Here is an 11,842-nt window from a genome sequence, read left to right on the forward strand (position 1 = left end):
TGGCGGGCCGCATGCCGGGAGGCCCCGTACTCACCCGTTGAGAAACTGCATCTGGTCGGGGGTGTAGCGGTCGCCGGCGACGATCCCGTGCGGGGCGACCGCATCGATGGCGGCCATCTCCTGCGCAGTGATGGTTACGGCGGCAGCGGCGCTGTTCTCTTCCAGGTAGCGGCGGCGCTTGGTGCCGGGGATGGCGACCGCGCCCTGGCGCAGGACCCAGGCGAGGGCCAGCTGGGAGGGGGTGACCTTCTTGGCTGCGGCGATCCGGCGGACCTCGTTGACCACGGCCAGGTTGCGCTGGAAGTTCTCGCCCTGGAAGCGGGGGTCGATGCGGCGGTAGTCGTCGGCGGCGAAATCGTCCGGGCTGGAAATCGCGCCGGACAGGAAGCCGCGCCCCAGCGGCGCGTAGGCGACCAGGCCGATCCCCAGCTCGTTCAGAGTGGCCATGACCCCGTCCTGCTCGATGCCGCGCTCGAAGAGCGAGTACTCGGTCTGGACCGCGCTCAGCGGGTGGATGCGGTGGGCGCGGCGGATGGTCCTTGGCGAGGCTTCGGACAGGCCGATGTGGCGGACCTTGCCGGCGTCCACCAGCTCGCCCAGGGCGCCGACGGTGTCCTCGATCGGCACCTGCGGGTCGACCCTGTGCAGGTAGTAGAGATCGACGTAGTCGGTGTTCAGGTGGTGCAGGGAGCGGTCCAGGGCGCGGCGGATGTACTCGGGGCGTCCGTTGAGGCCGGTCACCGCACCGTCGTCGCCGATCTCGATTCCGGTCTTGGTGGCGATCACGGCCTGCTCGCGGCGGCCGGCGAGCGCCTTGCCGAGGAGCTGCTCGTTGGTGAAGGGGCCGTAGATCTCGGCAGTGTCGAACAGGGTCACACCCAGTTCCAGGGCATGGTCGATGGTGGCCAGCGATTCGGCCTCATCGGTGCCGCCGTAGAAGGCACTCATCCCCATGAGGCCGAGTCCCTGGGCGGAGACGGTGAGGCCCTGGCTGCCGAGCGTGCGGATTTCCATCATTGATCTTCCTTGAATCGAGGTCACCCAGCCACGGCAACCAACTGGATGGTTTTTATGGTGGGGCACGCCTTCGCAGGTGTCAAACCAACTGGATGGTTACTTGCTAGGGTGGCGGCATGCCCCGAGACTCCGCCGCGACCAAGGCACGCCTTCTGGACGCCGCCTCCGCCGAGTTCGCCGCGCACGGCCTGGCCGGCGCCCGGGTGGACCGCATCGCCGAGGCGGCCAATGCGAACAAACAAAGGATCTACGCCTACTTCGGCAACAAGGAGCAGCTGTTCGACGCGGTGATCGAGCGGGTGCTGGCCGTGGGCACGGAAACCGTGCCCTTCGACGCCGAGGACCTCCCCGAAGTCGCGGGACAGATCTTCGACGACCTGGTCGCCCACCCCCACCTGATGCGACTGCTCTTCTGGAAACTGCTGGAGCGCCCCGGCGCCACCGACCAGGAGGCCGCCACCTACACCGCGAAGACCGCAGCCGTTGCGGCGGCCCAGGAGCAGGGCCGAGTCGATCCGGAGCTCGGCCCGGAGGACCTGGTGGCTTTCGTGCTGGCGCTGACCCAGACCTGGTTCAGCCTCACAGGCGGCATGAGCCCGACCGACGGAAGCGCCCCGTGGCCGGCGCAGCGACTGATCCAGCACCGCGCCGCCGTCGTCCACGCAGTACGGCAGATCACCACACCACGCGGATAGAGCAAGCAGCGGATCACTCGATCGGGTAAGCCTGGGTGCCGACCGGCGGGCAGAAACCGGAGCGGCAGCTCGACGCGCTCACCGCCGCCGGGTGCGGGAGATCTTCGCGTACAAGAAGCCCCCTCCTGGCGCACAGGCCGGGCTCCGAAGGGACAGGCACCCCGCGAACGGCTGGGGGAGATTTTTTTCCGGTTCCGGCGAACAAATCGGCTGTAGCCCGCATCGAACCTTGTGTAGGTCACCAGAGGACGGCGCGGGGCGTGGGTACGGACACCGCCGCCGACCGCGTCGCCGAGCACGAGTGGAGCACCGTCACCGTGAACGATCACCGGAACACCATCGACCGGACCGGCACCGCCCAGCACCGCACCCACCGCAGGATCGGCCGCACGGTGCTCGCCGTGGCCGCCGTCGCCGGCCTGGGGCTCGCCTGGGCGGGCACCGCCGAGGCAGCGAGCCCGAGCGCCGCGAAGTCGACGCCGACCTGCTCCGCCGCCGCGCTCAAGGCCACCTTCGGCCAGCAACTCGCCGGCGGAATGAACCACCAGGGGGTCGTCATCAGGCTGCGCAACCTCAGCGGCAAGACCTGTGCGCTGCGCGGCTACCCCGGCCTGGGCCTGGAGAACTCCGCGCACAAGGCGATCACGACCCACACGCACTGGGGCAACACCTGGTACGCCAAGGACCCGGGCAAGAAGACCCTCGTCCTCAAGGACGGCCAGAGCGCCGAGGCCGTCGTCGCCTGGACGCACGCCAACACCGGCACCTCGGGTGCGGTGCACGCCTCCTACCTGGAGATCACCCCGCCCGCCGCCACCCAGCACAAGACGCTGGCCTTCCCGCAGTGGGTCGACCACGGCGACCTGTCGGTCACCGCGCTGGCCCGGCACATCAACGTCACTCCCTGATCACGCGCGCCACGGCCGGCGGGGCGCCGGCGACCACGCCGGCATCCCGAGCCACCCCGCCGTCCACGCGCAGGACCGCGCCGGTCACGTCGGACGCGCGGTCGCTCAGCGGCCGGACGGCGGGGTCGGCGCTCGGATCGATCAGCAGGTGGACTTCCCGGCGTAGACCGCCAGGGCGGTGTTCGGGGCCAGGGTGGCGGTGAGCTGGCCGCCGGCGTTGACCGTCACCGAGGTGTTCGCCTGCACGTTGCAGTACGTCCCCGCCGGCAGCGAGGTCTGGTAGGTCCGGGTCAGCGAGCCCGACTCGTGGTTGATGGCGACGTAGCCCTTGGCGCCCCGCCCGAAGGCGATCGCGTCGGCTCCGTCGTCCCACCAGTTCGTCACCGACTCGCCGCGTACCGCGTTGCGGAAGGCGACCATGCGGATGATCTCCGGCCAGGCGTGCTGGCACTTCCAGCCGTCCTGCCAGCAGGCGTTGACGGTACCGCCGTTGGGCGGCCCCGCGTCGGCGTCGGTCCACTCGTAGCCGGAGTTGATGTCCGGGGCGCCGTAGGGGTAGGCGAGCATGAAGACGTTGGCCAGGGTGTAGTTGGCGCCGTCCTTGTAGTTCAGCGTGGAGCCGTTGCGCTCGGTGTCGTGGTTGTCGACGAAGACGCCGGCGACCGAGCTGCTCATGTACCCCCAGCCCTCGCCGTAGTTCTTCAGGTAAGCGAGGTTCTCGTTGTTGAAGACGCGCTTGAGGTCGTAGGCGTAGCGGAACTCCTGGACGTCCCCGTTGCCGGTGTACTCGGTCGGCTGGACGGCCTCTCCGCTGCCGTAGATGACCTCCTGCTTCCAGTAGACCGACGGGTTGGTCAGCCGGGTCTTGATGTTGGCCAGGTCCTCGGCCGGGATGTGCTTGGCCGCGTCGATCCGGAAGCCGTCGACGCCGAGGCTGAGCAGGTCGTTCATGTAGCCGGCGATGGTCTTGCGGACGTACTCCTCGCCGGTGTCCAGGTCGGCGAGGCCGACGAGTTCGCAGTGCTGGACGTTCCAGCGGTCGGCGTAGTTCGAGACCTGCGCGGTGCAGTCGTCGAAGTCGTAGGAGGAGTACAGGCCGGGGTAGTCGTACTTCGTGTACGACGAGCCGCCGGTGCCGGTGCCGCTGCCCGCCGACATGTGGTTGATCACCGTGTCGACGACCACCTTCACACCGGCCGTGTGACAGGTGTTCACCATGTTCTGGAAGGCCGTGCGGTCGCCGAGCCGGCCGGCGATCTTGTACGACACCGGCTGGTACGACGTCCACCACTGCGAGCCCTGTATGTGCTCGGCGGGCGGGGAGACCTGGACGTATCCGTAGCCGGCGGGGCCCAGGGTGGCGGTGCACTCCTTGGCGACCGAGGCGTACTTCCACTCGAAGAGGACGGCGGTGACGTCCTTGGTGCCGGGCGGGGAGGCCGACGCGACGGACGGGGTCATGACAATGCTGCAGGCGGCGAGCGCCAGCGCGGCGGAGAGGGTCTTGGGTGCCATGTGGGGTTCCTTCGTCTTTGAAGGCGCCATTGAAGGCTCTTGCTGAAAGGTTGCTGAAACCTTGCGGTTGCGCAGATGTTAAGGGCCCGCTCCCCGGATGGGTAGCGGGCCCTCAGAAGTTGCCGCAAGAAATTACCGAGTGACAGACCGTCAGGCGGTCGTCCACCACACGGTGGTGTCGGCCGGCAGCTTCGCCTCGCCGCCCGCCTCGGTCACCTCACCGCTGGCCAGGAGCACGCGGCCGTACGCCGGAGTGGTCACCGACTCCCCGCTGGTGTTCGCGACGCAGACGAACTCCCCGCGCCGGAAGGCGAGTACGCCCTCCGGGGCACGCAGCCACTCCACCGCCTCGCCCGCGCCCAGATCGGACTGTGTACGACGGACGCGCAGCGCGGTGCGGTACAGCTCCAGGGTGGAACCGGCCACCCCGGTCTGCGCCTCGATGCTCAGCTCGCCCCAACTCGCCGGCTGCGGCAGCCAGCTGCCCCCGCCGCCGAAGCCGTACGACGAGCCCTCCCGCGTCCACGGGATCGGCACCCGGCAGCCGTCCCGGAAGCCGTCCTGCCCGGCACCGCGGAAGTACGCGGGGTCCTGCCGGACCTCGTCGGGCAGATCGACGACGTCCGGAAGTCCCAGCTCCTCGCCCTGGTAGATGTACGCCGATCCGGGCAGCGCGAGCATGAGGAGGGAGGCCGCCCGCGCCCTGCGCAGGCCCAGCTCCCGGTCTCCGGCGGTGCGGATCTGGGTGCCGAGGCCGGGCGGGTTGGCGAACCGGGTGGCGTGCCGGGTGACGTCGTGGTTGGAGAGGACCCAGGTGGCGGGGGCGCCGACCGGGCGCATCGCCTCCAGGGTGCGGTCGATGACGGTACGCAGTTCCTTCGCGTCCCAGTCGGTGCTCAGGTACTGGAAGTTGAAGGCCTGGTGCAGCTCGTCCGGGCGGACGTAGTTGGCGGTGCGCTCCACGGTCGGCGTCCAGGCCTCGGCGACGAAGATGCGGTCACCCGCGTACTCGTCCAGCACCAGGCGCCACTGCCGGTAGACCTCGTGGACGCCGTCCTGGTCGAAGAACGGCGTGACATCGTTGCCCAGCAGCTTGAGCTGGTCGGCGTCGCCGACGTCCGGCAGGCCGTCCGCCTTCACCAGGCCGTGCGCCACGTCGATACGGAAGCCGTCCACGCCCATGTCCAGCCAGAAGCGCAGGATGGAGCGGAACTCGTCACCGACGGCGGGGTGTTCCCAGTTGAAGTCGGGCTGCTCGGGGGCGAAGAGGTGCAGGTACCACTCCCCGTCCGCGACCCTCGTCCAGGCCGGTCCGCCGAAGATGGACTCCCAGTCGTTGGGCGGGAGTTCGCCGTGCTCCCCCTTGCCCGGACGGAAGTGGTAGCGGTCGCGCGACGGCGAGCCGGGACCCTCCGCCAGCGCCCGCTTGAACCACTCGTGCTGGTCGGAGGAGTGGTTCGGGACCAGGTCGACGATGATCCTGAGGCTCAGTTCATGGGCGTCCCGGATCAGCGCGTCCGCGTCGAGCAGGTTGCCGAACATCGGGTCCACGGCCCGGTAGTCGGCGACGTCGTAGCCGGCGTCGGCCTGCGGGGAGGCGTAGAACGGGCTGAGCCACACGGCGTCGACACCGAGGTCACGCAGATACGGGAGTCTGGAACGTACGCCCTCCAGGTCCCCCATCCCGTCGCCGTTGCTGTCGGCGAAGCTGCGCGGATAGACCTGGTAGATCACCGCGTCCCGCCACCAGTCGCGGCGACGGGCGACGGTGGTCGTGGCGGTGGCCGGTGCGGCGGATTGCTGCTGGCTCATGGCGTCCTTGATGCGTCGTAACTGGGTCATCGGGTCAGAGGGTGGGTGACAAGGCGGCCGCGGTGAAAGCGGGGTCGGATGAACACCGCGGCCGCCACCCGCGCGCCCCGAGGGGGCGCGGGGAACTGCGCGACCGGCCACAACGGCGCCGCACCCGAGCGACGGCCGAAGCGGCTTCTTCGGCGGCCGGCGTCAGCCTTTCGTGCCGCCCGCGGTAAGCCCGGTCACCAGGTTCTTCTGCACGAGGTAGAAGAACACGGCCACGGGTATCGCGATCAGCACCGCCGTCGCGGTCATCAGGTTGCGCTGCGCGTCGTGCTCGCTGATGAAGCTCTGCAGCCCCACCGCGAACGTGTACTTGTCGTCGCTGAGCATGAACGTGGAGGCGAAGGCGACCTCCCCGAAGGCGGTGAGGAAGTTGTAGAACGCGGCGACCGCGAGGCCCGGCTTGGCAAGGGGCAGGATCAGCCGGAAGAAGGTGCCGAAGGGCGAGAGCCCGTCGACCCGGCCGGCCTCGTCGATCTCGAAGGGGATCGTGTCGAAGTAGCCCTTGAGCAGCCAGGCCGTGTAGGGGACGACGGTGGTGCAGTAGACCAGGATCAGGCCGAGGTAGCTGTCGATGAGGCCGAGGTTCGACAGGATCTGGTACATCGGCACGATCAGCACGGCGATCGGGAACATCTGGGTGACCAGCAGCAGCCACATGAACTTCCGGTAGCCGGGGAAGCGCATGCGGGAGACGGCGTATCCGGTGGTCGAGGCGAGGATCAGCCCGATGACCGTGGTGCCGCCGACGACGATCATCGTCGTCTTGAACCAGTCCCAGAAGCCGGTGTGCTGGAGGACGAAGGAGTAGTTGTCCAGCGTCATCTTGTGCCAGATGCCGCTCGGATGGAGGTAGTCGTCCTTGTCCGGGCCGAGGGAGAGGAAGATCAGCCAGCCCACCGGGAAGAACGCGATCAGGCTCGCGACGCCCAGGATGCCGTGGGTGACGGCGGTGCCCAGCGGGCCGCGCTCGTCCCGGCGGCGGACACGGCGCGGACTGCTGGTCACAGGGGCCTCCTCGGCGACCTGGGCGGAGGTCTCGACAGTGGTCGTACTCATGGGAACTCCTGCCTCAGATCGCGAGCTGCTGGTCGTTGCGGTTGAGCCAGCGGCGGTAGAAGGAGGTGAAGACGATCAGGACGGCCAGCAGCAGCATGCCGTAGGCGGCGGACTGGGCGAAGTCACGCGGCTGCTGTCCGAAGCCGAGGAAGTAGGCCCAGGTGACCAGGATCTGCGCGTCGGGGGCGGTGTTGCCGAAGAGCAGGAAGATGACGGCGAACTGGTTGAACGTCCAGATGATGCCGAGCAGGACGACCGTGGAGCTGACCGACCGCAGCCCCGGCAGGGTGACGTACCGGAAGCGCTGCCAGGCGCCGGCACCGTCCATCTCGGCGGCCTCGTAGAGCGTGCCGTCGATGGCCTGGAGGCCGCCGAGCAGCGAGAGCATCATGAACGGCACACCGCACCAGGTGTTGACCAGGATGGCGGCGGCCCGCTGCCAGAAGGTGTCCTCCAGCCAGTCGGGTTGCGGCAGATGGAGGAAGTGGAGGGTCGCGTTGATGATGCCGCCGTCGGCGAGCATGAACCGCCAGCCGAAGACGGTGACGAAGGTGGGCACCGCCCAGGGCAGCACCAGAACCATGCGGTAGAAGGTGCGGCCGCGGAACTTCTCGTTGAGCAGCAGGGCCAGGCCCAGGCCGATCGTGTAGTGCAGGGTGACGCAGAGCGCGGTCCAGACGATCGTCCAGACGAAGTGCGACCAGAAGCGGTCGTAGGACGTCGGGCCGAACAGGATGTCCTTGTAGTTGTCCAGGCCGATGAACTTGTAGGTGGCGTCGATGTGGTTGACGCCGATGGTGCGGGCGGTGTTGAGGCTGTTGGCGTCCGTCAGCGTCAGGTAGAAGCCGTATACCAACGGGTAGATGACGAGCGCCCCGAGGACGACGGCCACGGGGGCGATCATCGCGTAGGCATACCAGTATTTCTGGTAATTGGTACGGATCCGCTGGCCCAGCCCGGGGCGGGGCGCGCGGTCGCCGTGGCGCTTGCCGGTCGCGCGGTCGATGGCGACTGTCATGGTTCGACACCTTCTGGGTTTTCCGGGATCGGGCTGGGCACAGGCCGGTGGCCGCCGGATCCCTTCCCCCATGTTCCAGGGGGATCCGACGGCCACTCGGGGCTTACTTGCTGAAGTCGGGGACGAGCTTCTCGATCCCGAGTTCGGCGGTGCTCAGGCCCTTGTCGAGGGACTCCTTGCCACCGGCGATCTTGGTCAGCTCGGTGCCGACCGGACCCCACAGCGAGGAGTACTCGGCGAGCGCCGGGCGCGGCTGCGCGGAGGAGAGGACGGCCTGGTAGCCGGCGATGCCCGGGTCGGCCTTGACCTCGGCGGTGTAGGCGTCGGAGCGGGTCGGCAGGGTGGAGTTCTTCAGGGCGATCTCCGTCTGGGACTTGGCGGAGGTCATGAAGGCGACGAACTTCTCGGCCGCCTCCTGGTGGGCCTTGTCGATGCCGGCGTAGATGGAGAGGTTGTGGCCGCCGGTCGGGGCGCCCGCCTTGCCGGTGGAGCCGGCCGGGACGGTGGTGATGCCGAGGTTGGACTTGTCGCTGAACGCGGAACCCTTGTAGAAGTTGGTGATCTCCCAGGGGCCCTCCATGGTCATGGCGACCTTGCCGTTGACGAAGGCGTCCTGGCGGTGGGCGTAGGCGTCGGCGGTGGTGTCCGCCTTCTGCAGGCCCTTGCCGGAGTAGAGGTCCAGCCAGGTCTGGTAGCCCTTCTTGGCCGCCGCCGAGGTGATGGTGATCTTCTTGGCGGAGGCGTCGACCATGTCGGTGCCCTCGCCGTAGAGGAAGGGCTGCGTGTAGTACGCGGCCTCGGGGCCCCAGTAGCCGGTGACCTTGGCCTTGGCCTGAATCTTGGCGGCGTCGGTCTTCACCTCGTCCCAGGTCTTGGGCGCCTCGGCGATGCCGGCCTTCTTCAGCAGGGCCTTGTTGTAGACGAGCGCGAGGGTGTCGGTGACCAGCGGGACGCCGTAGGTCTTGCCCTCGTACTGGGCCTGGGTCATCAGGCTGGACTGGAACTTGTCCTTGTCCGCGAGCGCGCTGGTGCCGTCCAGCGGCAGGAAGTAGCCGGCCTTGGCGAAGGCGGGGGTCCAGCCGACCTCGGAGCGCAGCACGTCGGGAGCGCCCTTGCCGGACTGGGCCGCCGTGTCGAACTTGTTCTGCGCCTGGTCGAACTGGACGTCGACGTAGTTGACCTTGATGCCCTTGTTCGCGGCTTCGAACTCCTTGACCAAGGCCTTGTACGTCGGTGCCTCATTGGTGGCGTTGGAAGTGTCCCACCAGGTGATGGTGACCGGGCCGTCCGACTTGCTGTCGCTGTCGCTCCCGCCGCACGCCGTCGCCGTGAGGGCGAGGGACGCCACCAGCGCGGAGGCCGCTATGCCACGCCGCATGAGTTCTCCTTGAGGGTGAAAAGCCCGAGTGATGCGAGGGCGGCCCCGTCCGCCGTCCTCGCCGTCGTGCCGACAGCGCCGTTGCGGCGGCCGGGCGTCAGGGAACGTAACAGCGATGTAAGCGCGACGAAAGACCTTGCAGCAAAAAAGTGCAAGAGATCTCCGAAGTTATCCGGGCGTGACCTGTCGGCGACCACCGTGAGACGCTTGCGTGCCGCTTGTTTACAGCGGTAGAGCGCTACGACGGCCACTTGTGCAAGACTCTGCAAGCTCTTGCCATCACGTTTCACGAGGGAGTGCGATGACGCAGCAGCCCGCACCGGGCCGCCCCCCAGGCCGCATCAGGCGCCCGATCGGTGTGCAAGGGGACATACGGCCGGTACAGTCCAGTGCCGTGACCACACGGCTTGCCGACATCGCAGCGCAGGCGGGGGTGAGCGAGGCGACCGTCAGCCGGGTGCTCAACGGCAAGCCGGGCGTCGCCGCCACCACCCGCCAGTCCGTGCTCGCCGCGCTGGACGTGCTCGGCTATGAGCGTCCGGTACGGCTGCGGCAGCGCAGCGAGGGCCTGGTGGGGCTGATCACCCCCGAGTTGGAGAACCCGATATTCCCGGCTCTGGCCCAGGTCATCGGGCAGGCGCTGACCCGGCAGGGCTACACCCCCGTGCTCGCCACCCAGACCCCCGGCGGCTCCACGGAGGACGAGCTGACCGAGATGCTGGTGGACCGCGGGGTCGCGGGCATCATCTACGTCTCCGGCCTGCACGCGGACACGACCGCCGACATGCAGCGCTATGAGCGGCTACGGGCACAGGGCGTGCCGTACGTCCTGGTGGACGGTTTCTCGCCCAAGGTGCAGGCGCCGTTCATCTCGCCCGACGACCGGGCGGCGATGACCCTGGCGGTGACGCATCTGGCGTCCCTGGGGCACACGAGGATCGGCCTCGCCCTCGGCCCGAAGCGCTTCGTGCCCGTGCAGCGCAAGATCGAGGGCTTCGTACGGGCCATGCAGGACCAGCTGGGGCTGCGGGCCGAGACGATCGAGACCGAGCTGGTCCAGCACTCCCTGTACACCCTGGAGGGCGGTCAGGCGGCGACCACCGCGCTGATCGACCGCGACTGCACGGCGATCGTCTGCGCCAGCGACATGATGGCCCTCGGCGCGATACGGGCGGCCCGGCAGCGGGGGCTCGACGTCCCCAAGGACATCTCGGTGGTCGGTTTCGACGACTCCCCGCTGATCGCCTTCACCGACCCGCCGCTCACCACGATCCGCAAGCCGGTCCCGGCGATGGGGCAGGCCGCGGTGCGCACCCTGCTGGAGGAGATCGGGGGGACGCCGGCTCCGCACAGCGAGTTCGTCTTCATGCCGGAACTGGTGGTACGCGGTTCTACGTCAGCGGTACCCGGGAAGTAGTCTCCCCGCCGTAGAACATGCACGGTGAACCCAACCTTGGGATGATCTGTCGAGGATGTCTTTTCTGGCAGACTCTGTTCCTATGAGTGACTCGACCGTGACAGAGCCGGAAGGGCGCGCACAACAGACCCTTCCGCGGACCGTCACGGGCGAGGGAGAACAGGGGATCCTGCGCCGGCTGCGCACGCCGCGCCGGCCCCGGCTCTGGTTCGAGGTCCTGCTGATCGCGGTGAGTTACTGGACCTACTCGCTCATCCGCAACGCGGTCCCGGAGCAGAAGGCGCAGGCGCTGCGCAACGCGGACTGGATCTGGAACGCCGAGCACCACCTGGGGATCGCCGTCGAGGACTCGGTCAACCACGCCGTGAACTCGGCTGCTTGGCTGATCGTCGGGATGAACTACTACTACGCGACACTGCACTTCGTGGTGACGCTGGGTGTGCTGGTGTGGCTCTACCGCAGCCATCCCGGCCGCTACGCGGCGGCCCGCCTCGCCCTCTTCGCCACGACGGGCGTGGCCCTCCTCGGCTACTACCTGTTCCCGCTCGCCCCGCCGCGGCTGATGAGCGGCGACGGCTTCATCGACACGGTGACGCTCCACCACACCTGGGGTTCGATGGCCTCCGGCGACCTCAAACACATGTCCAACCAGTACGCCGCGATGCCGTCCATGCACATCGGCTGGTCCCTGTGGTGCGGCCTGACGATCTTCGCCCTGGCATCGGCACCCTGGGCGCGCATCCTGGGCCTCCTCTACCCGACGGCGACCCTGCTGGTCATCGTCGCCACGGCCAACCACTTCTGGCTCGACGCGGCGGGCGGCATGCTCTGCCTGACCTTCGGCTTCACCCTGGCAGGCCTGTGGTACGGCACGCTGCCGCACACCTTGCCGAGACAGGCGTAGCCCGGTGGGCGGCTCGGGCCGACTCCGTCGGGGGGCTTCGCCGGTACGGTCCCTGCTCTTCGCCCCCTGGCACC

General features: G+C 68.5%; 10 protein-coding genes. 4 read left to right on the plus strand and 6 right to left on the minus strand.

The window, feature by feature from the left end; genetic code table 11:
* Positions 1-30: 30 nt before the first annotated feature.
* Complete coding sequence (locus ACZ5K7_RS06130) at positions 31-1,014, minus strand: aldo/keto reductase (RefSeq protein ID WP_468911978.1); 984 nt, start codon at positions 1,012-1,014, stop codon at positions 31-33.
* A 119-nt stretch (positions 1,015-1,133) separates the two neighbouring features.
* Between ACZ5K7_RS06130 and ACZ5K7_RS06135 the strand changes: the two genes are divergently transcribed.
* Positions 1,134-1,712 (plus strand): TetR/AcrR family transcriptional regulator, encoded by a 579-nt coding sequence (locus ACZ5K7_RS06135; protein WP_468911042.1) that lies wholly within the window; start codon positions 1,134-1,136, stop codon positions 1,710-1,712.
* 260 nt (positions 1,713-1,972) lie between these two features.
* Positions 1,973-2,620 carry a DUF4232 domain-containing protein gene (locus ACZ5K7_RS06140; RefSeq protein ID WP_351692731.1) on the plus strand — a complete coding sequence of 216 codons (648 nt, stop codon included), beginning with the start codon at positions 1,973-1,975 and terminating at the stop codon, positions 2,618-2,620.
* A 141-nt stretch (positions 2,621-2,761) separates the two neighbouring features.
* Here ACZ5K7_RS06140 and ACZ5K7_RS06145 read toward each other — a convergent pair whose 3' ends face one another.
* From ACZ5K7_RS06145 to ACZ5K7_RS06165, 5 genes are all read right to left on the minus strand, one after another.
* The gene (locus ACZ5K7_RS06145; protein WP_468911046.1) at positions 2,762-4,135 is read right to left on the minus strand and encodes an alpha-amylase; all 1,374 of its coding nucleotides are present in this window, start codon (positions 4,133-4,135) and stop codon (positions 2,762-2,764) included.
* Positions 4,136-4,285: 150 nt separating this feature from the next.
* Positions 4,286-5,947, minus strand: coding sequence for a glycoside hydrolase family 13 protein (locus ACZ5K7_RS06150; RefSeq protein ID WP_468911981.1), 1,662 nt, complete (start codon positions 5,945-5,947; stop codon positions 4,286-4,288).
* A 192-nt stretch (positions 5,948-6,139) separates the two neighbouring features.
* Complete coding sequence (locus ACZ5K7_RS06155) at positions 6,140-7,051, minus strand: sugar ABC transporter permease (protein WP_351692725.1); 912 nt, start codon at positions 7,049-7,051, stop codon at positions 6,140-6,142.
* 13 nt (positions 7,052-7,064) lie between these two features.
* Complete coding sequence (locus tag ACZ5K7_RS06160; protein WP_351692722.1) at positions 7,065-8,069, minus strand: carbohydrate ABC transporter permease; 1,005 nt, start codon at positions 8,067-8,069, stop codon at positions 7,065-7,067.
* Positions 8,070-8,172: 103 nt separating this feature from the next.
* Positions 8,173-9,447 carry an extracellular solute-binding protein gene (locus ACZ5K7_RS06165; RefSeq protein WP_351692719.1) on the minus strand — a complete coding sequence of 425 codons (1,275 nt, stop codon included), beginning with the start codon at positions 9,445-9,447 and terminating at the stop codon, positions 8,173-8,175.
* Positions 9,448-9,841: 394 nt separating this feature from the next.
* Between ACZ5K7_RS06165 and ACZ5K7_RS06170 the strand changes: the two genes are divergently transcribed.
* Both ACZ5K7_RS06170 and ACZ5K7_RS06175 read left to right on the plus strand, forming a co-directional pair.
* On the plus strand, positions 9,842-10,864 hold the full coding sequence (locus ACZ5K7_RS06170) for a LacI family DNA-binding transcriptional regulator (RefSeq protein ID WP_468911052.1): 1,023 nt from the start codon (positions 9,842-9,844) through the stop codon (positions 10,862-10,864).
* An 82-nt stretch (positions 10,865-10,946) separates the two neighbouring features.
* Complete coding sequence (locus ACZ5K7_RS06175; protein ID WP_351692713.1) at positions 10,947-11,768, plus strand: phosphatase PAP2 family protein; 822 nt, start codon at positions 10,947-10,949, stop codon at positions 11,766-11,768.
* The last annotated feature ends 74 nt before the right edge of the window (positions 11,769-11,842 follow it).

The organism is Streptomyces sp. NPDC031497 (assembly GCF_055580905.1).